The sequence below is a fragment of the Lutibacter sp. genome (genome assembly GCF_046055765.1).
Classification (GTDB): Bacteria; Bacteroidota; Bacteroidia; order Flavobacteriales; family Flavobacteriaceae; genus Lutibacter.
In genome coordinates this window covers 38232-60086 of sequence record NZ_JASFZF010000071.1, presented here as the reverse complement: position 1 = coordinate 60086, position 21855 = coordinate 38232, and the positions used below count along the sequence as shown (strand labels likewise).

Annotated in this window: 19 protein-coding genes, 3 tRNA genes and 2 pseudogenes; 3 read left to right on the top strand and 21 right to left on the bottom strand. The window is 28.0% G+C overall.

Going from position 1 to position 21855, the window contains the following annotated elements; genetic code table 11:
- The first annotated feature begins 1 nt into the window (after position 1).
- The 3 genes from QM495_RS07540 (at position 2) to QM495_RS07530 (ending at position 275) form a co-directional block, all read left to right on the top strand.
- Positions 2-85 (top strand) — tRNA-Ser (locus tag QM495_RS07540).
- Positions 86-99: 14 nt separating this feature from the next.
- Positions 100-174 (top strand) — tRNA-Pro (locus QM495_RS07535).
- A gap of 24 nt (positions 175-198) precedes the next feature.
- Positions 199-275: transfer RNA gene (locus tag QM495_RS07530), tRNA-Arg, on the top strand.
- A 390-nt stretch (positions 276-665) separates the two neighbouring features.
- Here the strand turns inward: QM495_RS07530 and QM495_RS07525 are convergent.
- The 21 genes and pseudogenes from QM495_RS07525 to gldF form a co-directional block, all read right to left on the bottom strand.
- Positions 666-1145 carry a hypothetical protein gene (locus QM495_RS07525; protein ID WP_408671497.1) on the bottom strand — a complete coding sequence of 160 codons (480 nt, stop codon included), beginning with the start codon at positions 1143-1145 and terminating at the stop codon, positions 666-668.
- Positions 1146-1277: 132 nt separating this feature from the next.
- Positions 1278-1409, bottom strand: coding sequence for a hypothetical protein (locus QM495_RS07520; RefSeq protein ID WP_408671496.1), 132 nt, complete (start codon positions 1407-1409; stop codon positions 1278-1280).
- Positions 1410-1819: 410 nt separating this feature from the next.
- Positions 1820-2599: a formate dehydrogenase accessory sulfurtransferase FdhD gene (gene fdhD, locus QM495_RS07515; RefSeq protein ID WP_408671495.1), complete on the bottom strand. Its 780-nt coding sequence runs from the start codon at positions 2597-2599 to the stop codon at positions 1820-1822.
- A gap of 3 nt (positions 2600-2602) precedes the next feature.
- Positions 2603-5317, bottom strand: a complete 2715-nt coding sequence (gene fdhF, locus QM495_RS07510) for a formate dehydrogenase subunit alpha (protein ID WP_408671494.1) — start codon at positions 5315-5317, stop codon at positions 2603-2605.
- A gap of 6 nt (positions 5318-5323) precedes the next feature.
- Complete coding sequence (locus QM495_RS07505; protein WP_408671493.1) at positions 5324-6967, bottom strand: NADH-ubiquinone oxidoreductase-F iron-sulfur binding region domain-containing protein; 1644 nt, start codon at positions 6965-6967, stop codon at positions 5324-5326.
- A gap of 59 nt (positions 6968-7026) precedes the next feature.
- Positions 7027-8202, bottom strand: coding sequence for a THUMP-like domain-containing protein (locus QM495_RS07500; RefSeq protein WP_408671492.1), 1176 nt, complete (start codon positions 8200-8202; stop codon positions 7027-7029).
- The gene (locus tag QM495_RS07495) at positions 8192-8749 is read right to left on the bottom strand and encodes a DUF1697 domain-containing protein (protein ID WP_408671491.1); all 558 of its coding nucleotides are present in this window, start codon (positions 8747-8749) and stop codon (positions 8192-8194) included. Before QM495_RS07495 ends, QM495_RS07500 begins: the two co-directional genes overlap by 11 nt.
- A 12-nt stretch (positions 8750-8761) precedes the next feature.
- Entirely contained in the window at positions 8762-9277 is a 516-nt protein-coding gene (locus QM495_RS07490) for an ORF6N domain-containing protein (protein ID WP_408671490.1), read from the bottom strand.
- Positions 9278-9289: 12 nt separating this feature from the next.
- Positions 9290-10372, bottom strand: coding sequence for an AI-2E family transporter (locus QM495_RS07485; RefSeq protein ID WP_408671489.1), 1083 nt, complete (start codon positions 10370-10372; stop codon positions 9290-9292).
- Between the two features lie 33 nt (positions 10373-10405).
- A complete protein-coding gene (gene ggt / locus QM495_RS07480; RefSeq protein WP_408671488.1) occupies positions 10406-12109 on the bottom strand; it encodes a gamma-glutamyltransferase in 1704 nt (567 codons plus the stop codon).
- A complete protein-coding gene (locus QM495_RS07475; protein ID WP_408671487.1) occupies positions 12106-12699 on the bottom strand; it encodes an ACP phosphodiesterase in 594 nt (197 codons plus the stop codon). Before QM495_RS07475 ends, ggt begins: the two co-directional genes overlap by 4 nt.
- A gap of 71 nt (positions 12700-12770) precedes the next feature.
- A pseudogene (locus QM495_RS07470) lies at positions 12771-12935 on the bottom strand (DNA polymerase III subunit beta); the annotation flags it as partial.
- Between the two features lie 64 nt (positions 12936-12999).
- Positions 13000-13398 (bottom strand): nucleoside 2-deoxyribosyltransferase, encoded by a 399-nt coding sequence (locus QM495_RS07465; RefSeq protein WP_408671486.1) that lies wholly within the window; start codon positions 13396-13398, stop codon positions 13000-13002.
- Between the two features lie 36 nt (positions 13399-13434).
- Positions 13435-15288, bottom strand: coding sequence for a hypothetical protein (locus QM495_RS07460; RefSeq protein WP_408671485.1), 1854 nt, complete (start codon positions 15286-15288; stop codon positions 13435-13437).
- Positions 15289-15526: 238 nt separating this feature from the next.
- Positions 15527-15895 (bottom strand): hypothetical protein, encoded by a 369-nt coding sequence (locus tag QM495_RS07455; RefSeq protein ID WP_408671484.1) that lies wholly within the window; start codon positions 15893-15895, stop codon positions 15527-15529.
- Between the two features lie 449 nt (positions 15896-16344).
- A pseudogene (locus QM495_RS07450) lies at positions 16345-16509 on the bottom strand (DNA polymerase III subunit beta); the annotation flags it as partial.
- Positions 16510-16610: 101 nt separating this feature from the next.
- Positions 16611-16946 (bottom strand): hypothetical protein, encoded by a 336-nt coding sequence (locus QM495_RS07445; RefSeq protein WP_408671483.1) that lies wholly within the window; start codon positions 16944-16946, stop codon positions 16611-16613.
- A 224-nt stretch (positions 16947-17170) separates the two neighbouring features.
- Complete coding sequence (dnaN, locus tag QM495_RS07440; protein WP_408671482.1) at positions 17171-18286, bottom strand: DNA polymerase III subunit beta; 1116 nt, start codon at positions 18284-18286, stop codon at positions 17171-17173.
- Between the two features lie 264 nt (positions 18287-18550).
- Positions 18551-19393, bottom strand: coding sequence for a DUF2911 domain-containing protein (locus tag QM495_RS07435; RefSeq protein ID WP_408671481.1), 843 nt, complete (start codon positions 19391-19393; stop codon positions 18551-18553).
- A 102-nt stretch (positions 19394-19495) separates the two neighbouring features.
- Complete coding sequence (gene gldG / locus QM495_RS07430) at positions 19496-21136, bottom strand: gliding motility-associated ABC transporter substrate-binding protein GldG (protein WP_408671480.1); 1641 nt, start codon at positions 21134-21136, stop codon at positions 19496-19498.
- Positions 21126-21854 carry a gliding motility-associated ABC transporter permease subunit GldF gene (gene gldF, locus QM495_RS07425; protein ID WP_408671479.1) on the bottom strand — a complete coding sequence of 243 codons (729 nt, stop codon included), beginning with the start codon at positions 21852-21854 and terminating at the stop codon, positions 21126-21128. Before gldF ends, gldG begins: the two co-directional genes overlap by 11 nt.
- Position 21855 lies beyond the last annotated feature (1 nt).

The window sequence follows — 21855 nt, the reverse complement described above, 5'->3', positions numbered from 1 at the left end:
AGGAGAGGTGCCAGAGTGGTAATGGAGCAGATTGCTAATCTGTCGACGGGTAACTGTCGCCAGGGTTCGAGTCCCTGTCTCTCCGCATTTTTTATTTTTCGGGGTGTAGCGTAGCCCGGTTATCGCGCCACGTTTGGGACGTGGAGGCCGCAGGTTCGAATCCTGCCACCCCGACAAAGTAAAAATAAACCTAAATAGGGTCGCATAGCTCAGCTGGATAGAGCACCTGCCTTCTAAGCAGGCGGTCGAAGGTTCGAATCCTTCTGCGATCACCAAAAAACCTACTAAATATTTAGTAGGTTTTTTGGTTTTAAACATTTCTTATAATGGCGTAATTTCTTACTTTATAGTTGTAAACTTAGTACCAATACCATTTAAATTTATTGAGGTAGCATTTAATAGTTTGTTATTTTAACTCTGAATACAAAGCTACAAGCTAAATAAATTGGTTTATAATTAAATATAACATGTAAAAACCAAGGGTTTCTTACATCTTAATCTGGAGTATTAATTATGTTTATAATTTTCTGCAAGTAAGTTTTTAGTTATGTATAACTAAAAATAAGTAAAAACATCAGTTATAAAATCAAATACTTTTAATAAAAGAATAGTTGAAATTAATTAGCATTAAATTAAATAGGTAGGTTATTATCTTATAACGTTTTTCACTTACCAATTTTTTTAGGATCTTTCATATTTTCGTCCATTTCCTTTTTTAAATCAACGGCAAGTATGTATATTGATAATTTACTTCTTAAAAAATACAATATAACAACTACAGCTACAGTAATTGGTACTGCGTAAATAAATTCTATTTCGTCAAAATAATCTTCGCTATCATTTACAATTGAAATTAATTGAAATAAATAAACCATAATAGGGATACTTAATGCATGTACCCACCAATGCTTGTTGGTTAAAAACCAAATAACTAAAAGTATGAGGGGGACAAATTTAGCAAAAAAAGAATATATGTAAGTTTGAACGCTAGGGTAGTAACCCGCTTTTAATGTTCCAAAAAGAGTTTTTATATTTTGTGCATCTGGGTCTATGCTTTTATATAAATATAAAAAATAGGGGGTAGATATTATAAGCAAAATTATTAAACTGCCAACTAGTAAAGATTTTCCTTTATTGTTTTTCATTACTGGGGGTAAGTAAAAGTATTGATTACAAATATAGAAAATTATATTTAAATATTAAACATAATTAAAATAAGCACAAAAACCACAATAAAATTATTGTGGTGTATATAGTAATTTATTTATTTTTAAATACTATCCGTTTCTTGGGATGAAAACATCAGCTTTTTTAATAGCTGTATTATCATTTGAAGTTGCGCTTAAAACAGTAACTGCAACAAAAGCAGATACCATAAGCAATCCGAAAATTAATTTTAAATTTTTCATTTTTAGTAAGAATTAAATGATTAGTAAGAGCATCAAAGCTACATTTAATCTTACAAATTGGCAAAAAAAAGTACTGTTATTTTTAAAATATTTTAAAAATAAAGGGTTTGAAAAGCTATTTTACTCTTATTTTTCAAGGGTTAACGAGTGAAAAATAAAATTTAAAATACTTTTAATTTTATAATATAAAACCTATATTTTGGAGATATTTAAAAGCTAATTTTGATATTTGAACAATAAAATTGGGTATTTTATTAACAAAGTTATCAACAAATTGCAAACCCTCTCCGTAAAAATTTGCAAAAATAGGGACGCTTTTACTTCGCAAATATATAAATAAATATTTAATATATGCAAATTATTACTATAATATTACTGTTTATTATTAAAAACGTGTATTTTATTTAGAATTATGAGTTTGAATATATGGTTGCTTTGTGACCTCTTGAGAAGCCTATTAAGCAAATTCCAAATTCTTTGGCAAAGTCAACAGCTAAGGTAGAGCAAGCTGAAACAGCTACAACTATTGGGATTTTGGCAATAAATGCTTTAGAGATTATCTCGTATGAAACTCTACCACTGACCAACATACAATTTATTTCTTTTAACTTATTAGAATTTAATAATTCGCCAATTGCTTTATCAACGGCATTATGGCGACCAATATCTTCCTTTAAACTTAAAATTTGATAATCTTTATCAAATAAAGCAGCAGCATGGGAGCCTCCAGATATTTCAAAAATTTCCTGTTTTTGTTTCATTTCAGAAAATAGTTGTTTTAATTTTTTAAAGTCGAATGTAATTGTATTTGAAAGTTTTTCACCTTTAAAACTAATATCTTCTAACTTTTGCTTACCACAAATTCCGCAAGATGAAACAGAAAGAAGTGTACGCTTATTTAAATAACCTTTGCCAATATAATTTTTTGGTATGGTTACGTTAATAATTGAAAATCCATTTGCTTTTTTTTCTTCAATATTAAATTCTAAGTTTTTTGAATTTTTATAAATATCTTCAGCAAATAGCAAGCCTCTAATTAATTCATAATCATCACCAGGAGTTCTCATAACTACTGTATAAGGTTCTGAATTAATATTTATTTGTAAAGCAGCTTCAACAACTAATGCATCATTTACTTTTTGTGGATTGCCATTTGTTATTTGTAAACCTTCGTAGTTTATAGTTTGCATTAGTTATATTTTTTCAAAATCAACGGCTACAACTTTGTATTCTGGAGTTAAAGTTTCCTTATCTCCAACACTTCCTGTGATTATATTGATAAATACTTCAGGTTGATGAAAAGTAGTTCTTAAAACGCCTCTTTTTACGTTTTTAGAGTATTTTATTGGGATATGAACACTTCCTCTATCGGAAAATATACGTACTATTTCATTGTCTTCAATTCCTTTGGATTTTGCATCTCTTGGATGAACTTCTAATATATCTTTTGATAAAATAATTTGATTATCAGTTCTGCGTGTCATAGTTCCAGAATTATAGTGTTCTAATTCCCTTCCAGTAGTTAAAATAAATGGATATTTTTTTCCGTGTGAAATAATTTCAGGTGTTTCCTCAAAATTAAAATGATGAAAAGTACCAATGCCTTTCTTAAATTCACCATCAATATGAAGCATTTTTGTATCTGAGCCATCTTTTTTAATAGGCCATTGTAATCCATTTTTACCCAATCGTTCCCAGCTTAACCCTTTCATAAATGGGATTACATCTGCAATTTCTTCAATTACTTTTGCGGCATCATAAGTTACACCTGTAGGTTGATTGTATCCTAATTTACGCATTACATCTATAATAATTTGTCCATCAGGTTTTGTATTTCCAATAGGCTCAATTACTTTATTTACGCGCTGAACTCTTCGTTCTCCATTTGTGAATGTTCCATTTTTTTCAAAATATGAAGAAGCAGGCAAAATTACATCGGCCATTTTAGTAGTAGCCGTCATAAATAATTCCTGAACCACTATTAATTCTAATTGTTCAAAAGCTTTTATACTGTGATTTGTATTTGGATCAGTCATTATAGTATCTTCTCCCATGATGTACAATGCCTTCAATTTTCCTTTAATTGCTGCATTTAACATTTCAGGAATTTTCAAACCTTCTTGTTCTGGCATTTTTTCAACACCATATTTTTCAGCATAATATTTTTGAACTTTTGAATCATTTATGTCTAAATAACCAGCTCCCTGATGTGGTTGTACGCCCATATCTGCTGCTCCTTGCACATTATTTTGCCCACGTAAAGGATTCAATCCAACACCATTTCTACCTATATTTCCCGTCATCATTGCCAAATTTGAAAGTAACATTACAGTTTTACTTCCTTGAAAATGCTCTGTAACTCCTAATCCGTGAAATTCCATAGCATTGTTTGATGAAGCATAAGCTATAGCTGCTTTTCTAACTAAATTTTTAGAAACTCCCGTAAGTGTTTCTAATTCATTCATATCAAGATCAATCACATGATTTTTAAATTCCTCATATTTTTCGGTATAAGATTCAATAAAAGATTTATTTATTAAACCTTCTTTAATGATGTAATGTGCCATCATATTTAAAATAGCCACATTTGTTCCTGGTCTAATTTGTAAATGATATTGCGCAATTTCAGCAAGTTTAGTTTTTATTGGGTCTACAACAATTGATGTAACTCCTTTCATAAATGCTTGCTTAATTTTAGCTCCAGTAACTGGATGCCCTTTTACAGGGTTTGCACCAAATAGGAAAATAGCATCGGTTTGTTTTAAATCTTCTATTGAATTTGTTGCAGCACCAGTACCAAAAGATTGTTGCATTCCATAAGCAGTAGGAGCGTGGCAAACACGTGCACAACCATCGATATTATTAGTCCCAACGGCAACGCGAATCATTTTTTGCATTAAATAATTCTCTTCATTGGTTGCTCTTGAAGATGAAATTCCACCAATAGAATTTGCTCCATATTTATTTTTTATATCAATTAATTTAGTTGCAATAAAATCATAAGCTTCATTCCAAGTAACTTCTTCAAATTTTCCATTCTTTTTAATCATTGGTTCACGTAACCTGTCTGGATGGTTGTAAAATTGGAAGGCAAATCTTCCTTTTAAACACGTGTGACCTTCGTTTACTTCAGCATCTTCAGGAGCTTGAATTCCTTTAATTTTACCATCAATTACTGAAACATCTAATTGACAACCAACACCACAATACGTACAAGTTGTTCTTACAGTTTTATCTGCAATTAAGGTTTTTGTTTCAAATTTATCGGTTAAAGCTTCAGTAGGGCATGTTTGTACACAAGCACCACAAGAAACACAAGCAGATTCGTTAAAAGTAGTATCAAAACCTTTAATAATATTGGTTGCAAAACCACGGCCGCTCATTCCTAAAATCATTTCGCCTTGAATTTCTTCACAAGCTCTAACACATCGAAAACAATTAATACATTGTGATAAATCGGATTTTATATATGGATGTGATCTGTCTGGTTGAATATTTAAATGAGTAGAACCTTCGGGGTAACGAACGTTTGGGATTCCAATTTGCGCAATTGTTTCTTGAAAAGGTGTTGCTTTTTTTCCTTCAGAAGGAAATATTTTATCAGCAGGGTAATCGCTTAAAACTAATTCAACTATATTTTTCCGAAGCCTTTTTATGCTTTCGGTATTATGATAAATATACAAACCTTCTGAAATTGGAGTATGACACGAAGCCATTGTTTTTGTAGGTCCATCTTTTTCACGAGCAACTTCAACTGAACAAACTCTACATGAACCAAAATTCTCCAATCTATCATCTTGGCACATTGTTGGAATGGCGTTTTTATCCTTTTCAATTCTTCTAACAAAATCTAAGATGGTTTCACCTTCATTAAATTCGTACCCAATATTATTTATAGATGCTTTCATAGTGTTCTAGTTTGAAGTAAAATATTGTTTCAATTCATCATCAAAATACTGTAAGGCATTTTTTATAGGAAGTGGAACACCACCACCTAATGCACATAATGAACCTATTTCTAAGGTTTCCAATAAATCATCAAATAGTTGACGATCAATTTTATAGTTGTTGTTTTGAGCTTTTTTAAGTAGTTCCATTCCTCTAAATGAGCCAATTCTACAAGGATAACATTTTCCGCAAGATTCATCAGCTGTGAATTCCATTAAATGCTCTAGGAATTTTATCATTGGAAAATTTATGGGAATTGAAACAAAACTAGCGTGACCTAATAAAAAACCATTATTATTTAGCGATTCAAAATCTAAAGTTAAATCGGGAATTTTGTGCATTGGAACAATTCCACCAAGCGGACCACCAATTTGGAATGCTTTAATTTCTTCTTTAAAACCGTTTCCGTATTCATAAAAAATAGTATGTAAATCAGTTCCCATTTCTATTTCATACATTCCAGGTTTATTAAAAAAGCTGTCTAATGAAACTAATTTTGTGCCAGTTGATTGTTTTGTTCCTAAATTAGCATAAGCATTTCCGCCATTTTCTAAAATCCAATGAATATTTGCAAAAGTTTCAACATTACTTAATACCGTTGGCTTTCCAAATAAACCGTATTGTGTAGGGTATGGTGGACGAACACGTACTTCGGGTCTTAAACCTTCAATAGAGTTTAATAATGCGGTTTCCTCACCACAAACGTACGAACCTTGCCCACGAATTATTTTAAATCTAAAATCACCAATTAAATTTTTGGTTTTAAGTTCTTCTATAGCTTTTTTAACTTCTCTAATTGAATCTGGGTATTCGCCTCTAATATAAAGTACTCCAGTATTTGCCCCAACAGTTAAGCCAGTCATGTACATTCCGAAAAGCACTTTATGTGCTTGATTTTCCATTAAATACATATCTGAATATGCTCCAGGATCACCTTCATCAGCATTGCAAACTACATATTTTTGTATGTTATCCTGAGCGGAGTCGAAGGGTTCTTTTATTACAGCATCTAACTTAAACCAAAATGGAAATCCTGCACCACCACGACCTCGTAAATTTGAAGTTTTTATTTCTTGAATTACGTGTTGTGATTTGTTACTAAATTTTTCAGATAGTTTAAAAAATGTTGAGATATTTTTAATTTTTGAAGTTAAAATTGGTGTAGTGTTACAAGCAATATCATAACTATTTTCTTGTTGTTTTTTTTCTGAAATTATTGCAGTTAATTCTTTTTCGTTCGAAGCGGAATACGTTTTTCCATCAAGCATAAAAGCATTATTTGTGTGGCAACGGCCAACACAAGCAGCATGGCCAATTTCTTCTTTAGAAAAATGTTTTACTATATTTTTATGAAGGTTGCTTTGAGTTTTGGCCGTCATACAGGCTGTTCCACTGCAAATATGAATTTTTTTAGTTCTGTTTTCTTCTCTTGTGAAATCGTAAAATGAAGCTGATCCAGCAATTACGGAATCATCGATTAAAAATCGTTTTGCTAATTTTTGAAAATCATCTTTTGAAGCATTTTTTTTAGATAAATCTGCTATATTTTCAAATAAATTATCATCTAATTCTTTTCTTGATGAAAGTGTGCGTATATTTTTATTTGCCATTTTACATTGAATATAATTCGGTTAAAAATACTAAAATTATTTGTTATGAAGTTCTTATTTTAAACCTTTTCACAAATCAAAACAATGTGTCTATTGTTTAAATTAGTTGTGAAAAACAGGTATAGATTACCTCCATCTTTAAAATTAATTTTTTTGCGAATTTGAGCTACAGTTTCCGGGAAATTACGTGTTGTAATATTTGCTTTTTTTAAAGGAATAAATTTTGTTAATTCCTTTTTATTATATGAGGAAATCTGTTTAATTTTAAAGGTTCTTCCAGGGAAGTCTATTAAATTATTGGAAGTATATAAATGTGAATGTTGATGCAATTTATCAAGTTTATAATGCGTTGAAATTTGTTGAAAAGCACCTGATTTTAAGATTGCTACATTTGGTTCATAAATATATTTTTTAGGCTTGGAATAATTAGCTAAAGCAATTGAGTTAAAATTAAAATTAAAAGTTTGTATACTTTTTTTAGTAATATTAATTGTTTTATAATCAATCTGTTGAATGTAATTTTTTTCTAGTACTAGTAATAATTCTTTTACTTCATTTTCAACAGCAACTACATGAACTTCTTTTACAAATTTTAATTCATGAATAGCACTTTTAATATCTAAAATTGGTGAAATTTTCAGTAAAATATTACCTGTGTATTTAAATAAAAACTCTAAATTTTTAGGAATGTTAGGAAGACAATCTTCTAGCAAAAAAACTTTTCCTTTTGCGTCATTTCTTCTTGATGGATCTGCATAAATCCAATCAAATTTTGTATTGTTTTTTTCTAAGTATTCAAAACCATCTCCAACATAAGTTGAAATATTTTTTGAATTTAAAATCCCTAAATTGTATGTCACAATACCTGACAATTCTTTATCTATTTCACAATGTGTTATATTTTTAACCTTTTTTGAGAAATAATACGAATCTACTCCAAATCCACCTGTTAAATCAATTAAAGTATTTCCAAATACTAAATTTGCCTTATATTTTGCTGTAATTTCAGAGGAAGTTTGCTCAATATTTAACTTTTTAGGAAAGTAAATATTTTTTAAAGAAAACCAAGTTGGTAATTTTTTTTCGCATTTATTTTTGGCTTCAATTTGTGCTGCAATTTCTTGAATTGAAACAGCTTCAAACGAACTTCCTTTTAAAATAAGTTTTGTAATATCAGATTTTAAATTGGAGTTTATAAAATCTTGAATTTCTATATGTAATATTTTAGTATTCAATAGTTTGAGAGCTTAATTCAACAAGTTTTGTAACTGTTTTCCAGTTTCTTGTGGTAGCATCTATTTTTAATTTTCGTTCAAATAAATTGTTAGTCAATTTAGTTTTGGCAGCGCCAGTTGGCAAGTACAAATAAATGGATTTTTCTATTAGTTTGAAGTCGTCTTTAGTATTTAAAACAAGCTCTTCAATTTGAGGAATATTTTCTAAATTTGGAATTTTTTTTAGAAAAGTTACACTTAATTTAGTTATTTCAATAGTACTTGTTTCTAGAAAAGGGTTTGACTTGAAAATTATTCCTAATTCATTTTTTGTGATTACTATTACTTTTACATCGTAACCAAATTTTATTTTAACTGCTTCAATAATACTATTTTCAATTTTCGAAATATTATTTTTTGTTGATGTAAAGATTACATTTCCACTTTGAATATAGGTACTTACGTTTTTAAAGTTTAAACCATTAAAAAGCTGTCTCAATTCAATCATTTTAATTTTATGATGGCCTGAAACATTGATACCTCTTAAAAGCGCGATATAGGTTTTCATTTGAGTTCTTAATTAATCTTTCTTATCTCCTATTTTTGTTCTCTTTGTTTCTTTAGGATTTTCTAATAATTTTTGGAGTACTTCATAAATTTCACCAAATTGATTGTTGTATTGTAATTCAATTTGTTGAATTTTAGTTAGAAGTTCTTCATAATTAGTAGCCAATTTTCTTAGTTGCACAAAAGTATCTATTATTTGCAAACTCATTTTAATAGCATTATCACTATTTAAAATACTAGAAAGCATCAGTATTCCGTGCTCAGTAAATACAAAAGGAGGGTATTTTGAATGTCTTCCTTGTTTTAAGGACGCATATTGCGACCTTAAAGAAGCATATTCTTCAGTCGTAAGTTCAAACATGAAAGAGTTTGGGAAACGATTTATATTCCGTCTGACTTGTTCTTTTAACCTTTTCGTTTCTACTCCATAAAGTAGTGCTAAATCTCTATCTAGTATTACTTTTTGATTTCTAATAAAATAAATTTTATTTGTAATTACTTCATTTGTGATTGCAATTTCTTTTTTCATAGCTTATTATTTTCATAAATCTTTAGTCAATGATTTTACAATTTTATTATCTGATAAAAATGCTTTTAAAATTACTTTTATTGCTGTGTAGGTTGGTACAGCTACAATCATTCCAGTAACGCCAAATAATATACCACCAATCATAATTACTAAAAATATTTCTAATGGATGCGATTTTACACTGTTTGAAAAAATTAATGGCTGACTTAAAAAATTATCTATTAGTTGTGCAATAACATACCCAATCATAACATAAATAGTTGTTGGTAAAATTTCTGTTTGAAAATCTTGCCCTAAATTACTGCTCATACTTAAAAATAACATAATAAAACCGCCAATTAAAGGGCCTACATAAGGAATTAAATTTAACAGCGCACATAAAAATGCAATAACAATAGCATTTTCAATTCCAAAAATAACAAGGGTTAAAGTATAAATTACAAACAATATAGTGATTTGAAAAACGAGTCCAATAAAATACCTCGACAATAAATTATTGATGGTTGATAAGGATTTTTTTAGTTTATTTTCACTTTTATCACTTACCATTACATAAATGGAATTTTCCATAATATGGGTATCTTTCATAAAAAAGAAGGTGATAAAAATAACCGAAAATAAGCCAATACTGATATTACCAACTGTACCAATAACCGAGTTTAGTAGGTTAGGAATTGCAGTAATATTTTTAAATAAATCGGCGTGTTTTAATTCGTTTAAAATATCAATATCACGTGCTAAAAAGTAATCATTTATTTGATTTAATAAATTTTGAATATTAGATTGAAGTTGATCAATATTTAGTAGTGATAAGTTTTCACCTTGTTTCACAATTAAAGGTATAAACATGCTTATTAAACCGCTTAAAATTCCCAAAAAGAAAAACATTGTTGTAATTACAGCTAACGTATTTGGAAATTTTAATTTCATTTTTAAAAAATGAATAATTGGGCTTCCAATTAAAGAAATTACTGCAGCTATTGCTATATAAACAAGAATTGATTGAATACTATATAAAAAATAAAATAGTATAAAAACACCTATAATAATAGCTAAAGCTTTTAATATTCCATTTGTGATAGCGTTTGATTTCATTAGTATAAGTTTCTTATAAAGATATAAATATAATTAAAATCCGGCAGCCTTGTCATCACCTCTGTAATCTGCACCACCTTCTAATTTTCCGTTTGGTAATACTAAAATAGCATCTACTTTTCCAAGAATTCTTGAATTTTCTTGATGTACGATATAACCTTTTTCTTGTAATTTCTCAACGAGTGGTTTCTCAAACCCTTTTGGTTCAAAAGTAACAACATCTGGTAACCATTGATGATGAAATCTTGGAGCATCTACAGCTTCTTGCATTCCTAAATTAAATTCATACACATTTAGAATTGTTTGCATTACAGAAGTAATAATTGTTGAACCTCCTGGAGAGCCAACAGCCATATAGAGTTTATTGTTTTTTTCTACAATTGTTGGTGTCATTGAACTTAGCATACGTTTTTCTGGTTGAATTGAATTTGCTTCTGCACCTATTAAACCAAACATATTTGGTACTCCTGGTTTAGAGCTAAAATCATCCATTTCATTATTTAATAAAAATCCGCCTTCAGAGACTAACACTTTAGAACCATAAGCCCCATTTAAGGTGGTGGTTACCGAAATGGCATTTCCAAATTTATCGATAATTGAGTAATGTGTTGTTTCATCACTCTCATATCCAATAATATTTCCATGTTTTACTTTTGATGATAGTGTTGCTTTATCCCAAGAAAAGTCGGCCATTCTTTTTTGAACATATTTACTTGAAATTAAGGTATCTATAGGGATCTTTACAAAATCAGAATCACCTAAGAAGAAAGAACGATCTGCAAAAGCTCTTCGTTCAGCTTCAGTTATTAATTGAATTGTTTTCGCGGAATTATGTCCGTATAATTTTATGTTATATGGCTCAATAGCTTTAAAAATTTGAGCATCACAAATTCCCCCACTTGATGGAGGTGACATAGAAATGATTTTTAAATCTTTATATGAAAATTCAATAGGGTTTCGCCAAACAGATTGGTAATTTTCTAAATCTTGCTGCGTAATAATTCCACCTAGTTTTTTAACATAATCGACTAACAAATCTGCAGTTTTCCCTTTGTAGAACCCATCTCTACCATTATCTCTAATTCGCTCTAGTGTTTGTGCTAATTTTGGGTATTTTATAGTATCGCCTTCTTTCCAATCCTTATCTAAAAACACCAATTCTGGATTTACTTCAGAAAAATAATGACGATATTTTGCAAAGCTTTTAGCTTGTTTTTTGGTTACAATTACCCCTTTTTTTGCTAAATCTATGGCTGGTTGAATTAATTCTGAAAAAGGTAATGTTCCAAATTTTTTATAAACGTTAGCCATGCCATCAACGCTTCCAGGAATTCCAATAGCCATAGCACCTAAAGTGCTTTTCCCTTTAATTATATTTCCTTTTTTATCCAAATACATATTTTTGGAAGCTCCTTTTGGGGCTTTTTCTCTAAAATCTAAGGCTCCAGTTTCTCCATTGTTTTTGCGATACACCATAAACCCACCACCACCAATGTTACCAGCAAAAGGGTAAGCAACTGCTAAAGCATAATGTGTAGCAATCATGGCATCAAAAGCATTTCCTCCATTTTTCATTATTAAAGTGCCAATTTCACTAGCTTCAACTCTTGCAGAAACTACCATGGCACTATCTGTAACAAACCCAGTAATTTTTGGATTTTCTATTTTTTCTGAGGTATTATCTTTACATTGAATAATTAAAAATGCAATTGTAATAAGTAGGATAATTTTTTTCATGTTGCGAGTAATATAGTTGTTTTTTCTTCAGTGAATTTTTCTAATTCTTTAAAAAAATGTGTAAAATCATTTTCAAATTCTGTATATAATAATTTTAAATCTTCAATGGCTAAATCCATTTTAGAAATACCTTTTGTGCGCTTATTCATGCCTTGTAAAATACGTTCAATACCATTTAATGAAGCATAAGCAACCAACCAGTTGTATTCAATCATATAAGGTAATATATGCTGAATTTTTGCTGGGAAAGTTTCTTTATTTTCTTCAAGAAAAGAATAAACACTATCTGCATATTTTGCTAATGAAATCTTTGAGTAGTTATTCCAGTTTTTTGCCAAAAAATGATCGTATAATATATCAATAATTACACCATCATAATGGTTATAACGTTCGTGTAATCGTCTTTTGCTTTTCCTTACAATTGGATGATTATCAGTGTAGTTATCTATTTCTCTGTGTAGTAAAATTCCAGCTTGAATTTCTTTGGGATAGTCTGCATGTCTTTTCCCTTTTACGGCATCAGCAATAAAATTTCCAATAAGAATATTTTTATTTTTTTTTGAAAGATATAAGTGTGCCAAAAAATTCATGAAATAAATTTAAACAATGATACAAAAAAATCCGCTAAAAGCGGATTTTAATTATTATATTTTATGCTGTTTTAACTGTTTAGTGTCACTAATATTACAAGCATTATAATATATTCACCTTCTTCTACACCATCAATAGGAGTTAAAATTCTAGCTAGGTTTGGTAAAGACATTTCAATAAGAATTTCATTAGAATTTAAATTACCTAACATTTTTGAGGAAAAAGGAGAGTTGAAATATTTGTAGGTTTGTATTCGTTGAAATTTAAGAATAAATTTGATGAGGTGGTGTAGGTAGTTTTTATTCTAATCGTTTTAATAAGGTTTTCATCAATTCCATTAAATCAGTTTTATTTTTATACTCAATATTGTAAGTTGAACTTCCTGAAGCTGTTGTTGAATATTCTGATTTTTTTTTACGTAAATATATAATAGGCTTTCCTTTTGCACGAGCATATCCAATTTCTATTCCTACGCCAATTGATTTAGTTGTCAGTTCTGCTATTAGAAAATCAGATTTGTCAATCTCAAGAAATGCTGTTTCCATCATTTCCTTTTCCTCATTTTCTTTAAAATTATATTTATCTACAAATGAAAGTAATTCAATATTATTCATTTTACATAATTCGATTAAGCTTTGAACTTCTTTATCAAATAATTTTCGGTTAGAATAACTTATTGCTAAATATGCTTTTTTCATTTTTCAGGACGGGTCAGATTTGTTACCAACTGGGCATTACTTACTAATAGCCTTAATTATTCTTTCTGGATTAATCAAAACATCTCTCATTAACAGTTTATATGGAAATTCTTTATATTTAGAAGATTTCTTGAAACTTCCTAGTATTTTTATTAATGACGAAGCAGTTAGCAATGATAAATCCAATTGACTATCAAGTTCACAATCTTCTATAAAATCATCACTAAATTCAGGTGCAACTAAAAGCAATTTTCTAACTTCAAATTCATTTTTATTTGCTAAATCATAGTAAGCTTTCAGTTGTCTTGAAACAGAAGAAAATTTGTTATATCCACTTTCTTTTACTGTTTTACATTCTATTATCAATAAATTATTATTGTCTAAATTGATAAGAATATCCATTTTATCTTTTTTCGTATTTATCTTTTTTCTTAATTTTTCATCAACATTAAATCCTAGTTGAGTAAAAATACTTTTAGTCAATTCCTCAAATTTAATTCCTAGTTCACTTTCTTTTATAGCAATTCCATTTTCTTTTAAAGCATTAAGGTTTCTGAAACCGATATTTTCATAATTTTCTAAAAATAAATTTTCTGAATCTTTATAATTTTCTAAAGTATTTAAAACTTCATCTCCTCTCGAACTTATATTATTTTCTTTACAAAATAGAATTAAATCCTTTTGAGGAATTAAATCTAAAATATCTCTGGGTTTTATGTTATAATCTAATAAAAATTCACTTTTTAAAACAAATTCTTCGTCCAATTCAAAAGCAGCTTTTATTTGTGTATTTAATTTTGGTAATGTATTATTAAGGTCAAGCAACATTTTCTCAAAACCGTTTATTGAAATTCCTACTTTTTCATCTTTTTCACGATTTTCAAAATATAATATTAGATTTTCAATTTTATCTTCAAGAGTTGTTCCTTTTAAAATTGTATTTGTATTTGAAATTTTTTCCCAAAGTTTATTGAGGTAATTCTTTTTATCATTTAAAAAAGTATCTTCTTTATAAATATCTGATGATAAAATAGTAGATAATTTTATTCCATTTTTAATAATTTCATTTATTTTTTCTTCTGTACTTAATGACCTTTCAATATTATGTTTTTTTGCAATTAAATTAATTTCAGGACCTCTTAAAATTCTTAAAATTCTTCTCAAATATTTATCTGCAACATCTTTACCTCTTATTTTTCTTAAAATTCTAACAATTTCATCGGCTACGTAAACTTTTCCTTGTTTTTTGGAATAAAAGACAACTCCAATATTTTTCAAATTATTAATAATGTCACCAATGTCCATTCTTTTTGGAGGAATAACAATGTAGTTTATAAGTTTTGTTTCTACTTGTGATAATTCTAATTCTCTCGATAAAGTTAATAGAATTGAAAGTTCATCTTCAGTTATTTTAGCGTCTCTATTATTTGAAATATCATTTGTGAAAGCAATATTTACACAGGATTTATAAATTCTATAATCTCTTTTTCTATTACTTGACAATTCAGATTTTTCATCTTGAATTGATTTTTCAAGTTCTTTGATTTTTTTCTTTAGAGATTTTAATTCGTTCTCATATAGTTTGGAAAACCAAACTTGTTTCATAATATTATTTCCATCTTTCGTAATAATATCAATTAAAATATCTAATTGTGATGAAGTTTCTACAAATTCTTCTCTAATTGTTTTCTCAAATTCATCTTCTATTAATGAAAATATTTTAGATATATTCTGGCTGTCAACTGATTTAAGTCCTTTGTCTGAAGAACTTAAAATTTTATCTATTTCCTTAAAGTTTTTTGGTTTCTTTGAAATTATATTATCAATTATTTTAATAAATGAATTTTTTTCAAGTGAGCCTAAATTATCTAAAATCTTTTCAAGTTTCATTTTTTAATATTTGTTTAATTATTGTTGTGGTCGCCTTGTTGGTAACGAGTTTTTCTATGATTTGTGCGCCTAAAAATCGAAGATTTTTCGGTGGTAGCAAATCGTTAGTTGAATGTTTGTCGTTTATATTAGTTCAAATTTAAGCATAAATTATATGAGGTGTTGTAATTTGTAGTTTTCAGTTCAATTTTTGTTTTTAGTCAAATAATTTGATTGAAATACAATGTTTAATCAATAATTAGTAAGGCAATGTAGTTGCGATATCTAATGTAACTTTCTCATCACTCAATTTGCCATAAATTTTGCCAGTTTTAATTGTTTTTCCATCATAAATTATTTTGGCATCTATATTTGAATTTAAATTATTAGACTTAATCGATAAGGAGACAGAATCTCCTTTTTTACCATTAAAAGATTTTTTCCAATTATTACTAGTAATTGTTTCTTGCATTTTATTTCCACTTTCATCTAAATATGAAACTTCAAAATTTTCATTGCTAGTTGTTACTTCATAAACTACAACGGGATTATCAGCTTTCTTGACACATGAAATATTCAATAAACCAATAAATAGAAATGAGATAGATAATAAATAAACTTTTTTCATTTTCGGGTAAATTATTTTTTCCGTTTTTTAAAATGGTCTCTGGGCTCCATTTATTTTTGTTTATGCGTTTCAATAATCACTTTCAATTTGTAAAAAAAAATCTGAACTTTCTTTGTTGAAATCTTAAATTGTAAAAATTCTCTTTCTGTTTAGGTTTTCCGTTTTAATTTTCAAAATCCGCAATTTTTGTTTTTTTGTTTAAAATTCAGATAGCTTCTAGTTTAAAAAAATGTTTTTCTACTATAAATTACACCAAGTTATATAATTATATTTAATGATGTGATTCCATCATATTTACGCAATAACATCAATAATTATTGCTTTTATGGGTGTACTAATTTACTAAAAATAAACCTTTTAAAAGAGTAATATAATCTCTATTTTTTAACTAAAAAAAACCACAACTAAAAAAGCTGTGGTTTTTAAATTAATTTTTTTTATTTCTAATGTTAACTGTTTAACATCACTGGCATTACAAGCATTGTAATATATTCACCTTCTTCTACACCATCAATAGGAGTTAAAATTCCAGCTCTGTTTGGTAAAGACATTTCAATAAGAATTTCATTAGAACTTAAATTACCTAACATTTTTGATAAAAAAGGAGAGTTGAAATATTTGTAGGTTTGTATTTAGTTTAATTGTAAGCATAAATTTTATGAGGTGTTGTGTGCTGGCTTTTTTTAATTCGGACGTTTATATTCCAAGTCAAATGTTATTCGGATTTTGCTGATATGATATAAATCACATTATATCCTGGACCTAACGTCGTACAAAGTAAAAATTCATTATCTTTTGGCTCTCTGAAATCTACTTTTATTTCTTTTCCTTCCTCTTTAAATTCATTCGGTAAATTTATCTCATAGAAAGTATTGTCGATTGTATTTGGTAATCTTGTAATATTTTCATTAAATTTTATTAGAAATGAATCTCCACAGTCCAATCCTTTTCCAATTACAACAGCATTAAATAATTCATTGTTATCGTCATCATTATTACAAGAAATTAATAAAAATGTAAATCCAATTAATATTAAACTAATTTTTTTCATAATTTAAATTTTTTGCTTGCACACACCAAGTTATATAATTATATTTAATGATGTGATTCCATCATATTTACGCAATAACATCAATAATTATTGCTTTTATGGGTGTACTAATCTACTAAAAATAAACCTTTTAAAAGAGTAATATAATCTCTATTTTTTAACTAAAAAAAACCACAACTAAAAAAGCTGTAGTTTTAAATTAAATTTTTTATTTATTTCTAATGTTAGCTGTTTAACATTACAGGCATTACAAGCATTGTAATATATTCACCTTCTTCTACACCATCAATAGGAGTTAAAATTCCAGCTCGGTTTGGTAAAGACATTTCAATAAGAATTTCATTAGAACTTAAATTACCTAACATTTCAGATAAAAAACGTGAATTAAACCCTATTTGTAAATCGTCTCCTTGATATTCACAAACTAAACGTTCTTCTGCTTTGTTTGAATAATCAAGATCTTCAGCGGAAATATTTAATTCCGTTCCAGCCATTTTTAATCTAATTTGGTGTGTGGTTTTGCTAGAGAAAATTGAAACACGTTTTACCGAGTTTAAAAATGTTCCTCTATCTACAGTTAATTTATTTGGATTTTCTTTTGGAATTACAGCTTCATAATTAGGGTATTTACCATCAATTAATCTACAAACTAATACTACATTATCAAATGTAAATTTTGCATTTGCATCATTATATTCAATAGTTACATCACTGTCTGAACCAACTAAAATACCTTTTAATAAGTTTAAAGGTTTTTTGGGCATAATAAATTCAGCTGCTTCACTTGCAACAACATCAGTTCTAGCATATTTCACCAATTTATGAGCGTCAGTGGCTACAAAAGTTAAGCTATCAGTAGAGAATTGAAAGAAAACACCGCTCATTACAGGTCTTAAATCATCGTTACCGGCAGCAAATATTGTTTTTGAAATTGCTGTTGCCAAAATTGAACCAGGAATAATTGTACTACTAGGAGATTCTATAGAAACTGCTTTTGGAAATTCGTTACCATCAAAATAAGCCATATCGTATTTTCCTTGACTAGAGCTAATTTCAATATTATTTTCTTCAGTTTTAAAAGTTAAAGGCTGGTTAGGAAATGTTTTTAACGTGTCTAATAATAAACGTGCTGAAATTGCTACAGAACCTTCAGTATCAGACTCAACATCAATAGTTGTACTCATAGTTGTTTCTAAATCCGAAGCAGATATTTTTAGTTGATTTTTATTTAATTCGAATAAAAAATTGTCTAAAATTGGAAGTGTATTACTGTTATTAATTACGCCACCTAAAACCTGAAGTTGCTTTAATAATTGACTACTTGATACTATAAATTTCATGTACGATTATTTTAATAGAATGATTTACAAATATATTCTAAATATATTGTTATAAAAAAGATTTTTATTAACAGTTTATTACTATTTCAAATGTAGTTTAATTATTGATATTAAAACAGTAAAACTTAATTTTTTAAAAGTTATAATTATGTTAATTAAGTAGCTTAAAAATAAGAAGTAACAATAATAATTTTATGGTTGTTTTACTACAAAAAAACACCTCAAAATTGAGGTGTTTTTTTAAAAATCAATCTAAAAAATAGTTTATTGCTGCCATTCAGCAATTGATTCATTATTCATTTTAACATAATCAGAATTTCCAGCTTTTTCAGCACCGGCTAATGATTGTTTGGCAGTTTTAATAGCACCAATTTTGTCGCCTAAATCAGCCTGAATTAAGCTCATTCTACGTAAATACCAAAATTCCGGGTTGTCACCTTCTGTTGCTTTTTTCATCCAAGCTAAAGCTTGCTTTAAATCTTTTCCTTCAGTGTGGTAATAAGTTGCTGCTTGATAATAATCATTGCTTGTAGGTCCATTCATAATAACTTCTATACTTTTAGAGGTTATTTTATCTGTTGGTACTTCAAATTTAACACCAACATAAATATTTTCCCAGAGTAATCCTAAAACGGCAGAGCCAGAAGTTAAATCATCAAATGACATCGTAAATGAATCAACATTCATTTCCATTGGTACAACTTGTACGGTAGTTTTTGCAGCTACTTTACTTTCATCCCATGTTTTTGGCTTTCCCCAATTATTTGCATCACTATAAAATAGTATATCCCAACTAGTTTTATTTGGTATTGTGTAGATTGCATAGGTACCTTTTACTAATTTTTGTCCATCAATCATCACATTATCACCAAAAGTAATTTTAGTATTTGCATTAGCCCCAGTTCTCCAAATTTTTCCATAAGGAACTAATCCTCCAAAAATTATTCTTCCTCGCATAGCGGGCCTAGAATATTCTAAAGATACATCAGTTAATCCAACAACTTGTTCAATTTTTGAAAAAGGACTAGATTGAGGTGTTTTAATTTGAGCATTTACGGATGAAGTGATTCCAATTATTAGTAAAAAGATAAATATTTTTTTTAGCATCATAAATGAATTTAAGTTGTGTAACAAATATAGCACATATAAAAAACTATATGTTTATAGATTTATAAATTTAACAATTTTTTATGATGAAAAAAAGAAATTTCACTGGTATTTTTTGTGTCTATAATAATTAAATAATATTCCAAAAATTGCAAGTAATAGTAGAGGAAAAAATATGTTGATTAATTGCCATTTAAGAGTTTCTTTAAATGCTTTTTCTTTATTTAAAAAATCTATTTTTACAGTTTTAGATCGAATATTAATTAATCCAATATCGTCTAATAAATAATTTACAGTATTTAATAAAAATTCTTTATTTCCAAATCGTTGGTTTGTCCATTTATTAACTCCAAGTTCTAAAGGCTTTCCTTTTGAAATTTCATTAGCAATGATATCCCCATCAGAAATTAGCACCATTTTAGTTTCATTGCCTAAATTTCTATTTTTTTTAATATTAAAAGGCTTTACACGCCCGTTATATGCGGATTTAAATTTACCTTCTAATAATACTGCAATAGGTTTATTTCCATTGTTATATTCTGAAGAATTCTGTTTTTGAGCAATTGTTTTTAGAGATATAATTGAAGGAGTTCCTACAGTTTTTGAAAGCGGGGAACTTTGTAATAAAATTGTTTTTGAAATGTTATTTTTAAGCGTATCAATACTATTTGGAAATTTAGTATTTACAGCTTCAATATTGCTGTTTATTGGGTGGTTGTTTTCTGAATTTAATAATGGAAAATAGTTCCATTTAAATTGACTAAACTGAGTTTTATTTCCAATATTTCCAGTTGCTAAAGGAATTTCAGAACTGCTAAAATCAACAATTAAATCGCTATTGATTCTAACGCCATAGTTAAAAAATAAATCGGTTAAATTTAAATCTCTAGGATATGCTAAACTTTCACCAGTTTGCATTAAACTGTCTAATTCAGCCTGAACATTATCAATTAACCAAAGTGTTTTGCCACCATTCATTACATATTGGTCTAAAGTAAATTTTTCTTTTTCAGTAAATTTTATAGTTGGTTTGGCAATAATTGCTAAATCGAATTCAGAAATTTCTTGTAAAGTTTTCAGAGGTTGGTTTGCAACTGAATCAAGAGTAAAAGGAGCTAAAAAGTAATACTCATTTAATTTGTGTAAAAAGTCAGCAATATAAATGTCTTTTAACTCTCCATTTCCTTTTATAATTGCAATTTTTTTGGATTTTTTGTTTGTTATTTTATGTATTGCATTTGCAAAAGCAAATTCTAAATTTTGGATTGAACTTTCTAACTGCTCATCTTGAGAATTAGAGAAGATATCTTTTAAAAGCGATACATTTTCTGTGTTGTTTTTTAAAGAAACAATTGCCCATGGGAAAATTACAATTTCTGAGAGTTTTCCATTTTCTTCAACTTGTAACCGGCTAGGCTCTAAACCTTTGTTTATAAGCTCTTGTCCAATTTTAGAAGGGTTTATAAATAGAAATCTAATGTTTTTATTAATAGCTTTTAATTCTTCTAAATGTTGTTTTGTTTCGGTTTGAAGTCGTTTAAATTCCGCAGGAAAATCACCTTTTAAATACACTTTAATAGTTATAAGATCTTCAATATTATTTATAATAGATATTGTTGAATTTGATAAAGTATAACGGTTGTCTTCAGTTAAATCAAAACGTTTATAAACCTTTGAACTTATATAGTTAATTAGGAAAATTCCAATTAAAATAAACACTATTTTAGAATATTTATTTTTCATGTTGTATTCTGTAATTTGTGAGTATTAAAAAGAAAAAAGTAGTTGAAATAAAATAAATTAAATCTCGTGTATCAAGTATCCCTTTACTAATACTTTCAAAATGTGAAAACATTCCAAAAGTTTGAACAGTATATTCTAAATTTTCGAAGATATTAGAACTTGCTAAAGCCTCAAATCCATAAAATAAAAAGAAAGAAATGAAGACTCCAATAATGAATGAAACAATTTGGTTTTTTGAAATTGTTGAAGCGAAAACACCAACCGCTGAATAGGTACTTGCAAGAAAAAATAATCCAATAAATGATCCAAAAGTTGTTCCAAACTCAATATTTCCAATTGGGTTTCCTAATTGATAAATACTGTAAATATAAATAAGTGTTGGAAGTATAGTAACCAGAACTAAAATTAGAGAACTAAAGTATTTTGCTAAAATTATTTGCCAATTTGTAATTGGTTTTGTTTTTAAAAGTTCAATAGTTCCAGTGTTTATTTCATCTGAAAAACTTCGCATGGTTATTGCTGGAATTAAAAAAATAAAAATCCATGGAGCTATAAAAAAGTAGCTATTTAAATCAGCAAAACCTGCATGTAAAATATTAAAATCACCTTCAAATACCCACAAAAACAATCCATTTATTACTAAATACATAGCAATCACCAAATATGCAGTTGGTGAAGTGAAAAATGAATTTAATTCTTTTATTAAAATAGGTTTCATT

Coding starts and splice junctions, on each gene's coding strand:
- QM495_RS07525 (WP_408671497.1), bottom strand. CDS start 1,145: ATGAAAAACAATAAAGGAAAATCTTTACTAGTTGGCAGTTTAATAATT.
- QM495_RS07520 (WP_408671496.1), bottom strand. CDS start 1,409: ATGAAAAATTTAAAATTAATTTTCGGATTGCTTATGGTATCTGCTTTT.
- fdhD (WP_408671495.1), bottom strand. CDS start 2,599: ATGCAAACTATAAACTACGAAGGTTTACAAATAACAAATGGCAATCCA.
- fdhF (WP_408671494.1), bottom strand. CDS start 5,317: ATGAAAGCATCTATAAATAATATTGGGTACGAATTTAATGAAGGTGAA.
- QM495_RS07505 (WP_408671493.1), bottom strand. CDS start 6,967: ATGGCAAATAAAAATATACGCACACTTTCATCAAGAAAAGAATTAGAT.
- QM495_RS07495 (WP_408671491.1), bottom strand. CDS start 8,749: ATGAAAACCTATATCGCGCTTTTAAGAGGTATCAATGTTTCAGGCCAT.
- QM495_RS07490 (WP_408671490.1), bottom strand. CDS start 9,277: ATGAAAAAAGAAATTGCAATCACAAATGAAGTAATTACAAATAAAATT.
- QM495_RS07485 (WP_408671489.1), bottom strand. CDS start 10,372: ATGAAATCAAACGCTATCACAAATGGAATATTAAAAGCTTTAGCTATT.
- ggt (WP_408671488.1), bottom strand. CDS start 12,109: ATGAAAAAAATTATCCTACTTATTACAATTGCATTTTTAATTATTCAA.
- QM495_RS07475 (WP_408671487.1), bottom strand. CDS start 12,699: ATGAATTTTTTGGCACACTTATATCTTTCAAAAAAAAATAAAAATATT.
- QM495_RS07465 (WP_408671486.1), bottom strand. CDS start 13,398: ATGAAAAAAGCATATTTAGCAATAAGTTATTCTAACCGAAAATTATTT.
- QM495_RS07460 (WP_408671485.1), bottom strand. CDS start 15,288: ATGAAACTTGAAAAGATTTTAGATAATTTAGGCTCACTTGAAAAAAAT.
- QM495_RS07455 (WP_408671484.1), bottom strand. CDS start 15,895: ATGAAAAAAGTTTATTTATTATCTATCTCATTTCTATTTATTGGTTTA.
- QM495_RS07445 (WP_408671483.1), bottom strand. CDS start 16,946: ATGAAAAAAATTAGTTTAATATTAATTGGATTTACATTTTTATTAATT.
- dnaN (WP_408671482.1), bottom strand. CDS start 18,286: ATGAAATTTATAGTATCAAGTAGTCAATTATTAAAGCAACTTCAGGTT.
- QM495_RS07435 (WP_408671481.1), bottom strand. CDS start 19,393: ATGCTAAAAAAAATATTTATCTTTTTACTAATAATTGGAATCACTTCA.
- gldG (WP_408671480.1), bottom strand. CDS start 21,136: ATGAAAAATAAATATTCTAAAATAGTGTTTATTTTAATTGGAATTTTC.
- gldF (WP_408671479.1), bottom strand. CDS start 21,854: ATGAAACCTATTTTAATAAAAGAATTAAATTCATTTTTCACTTCACCA.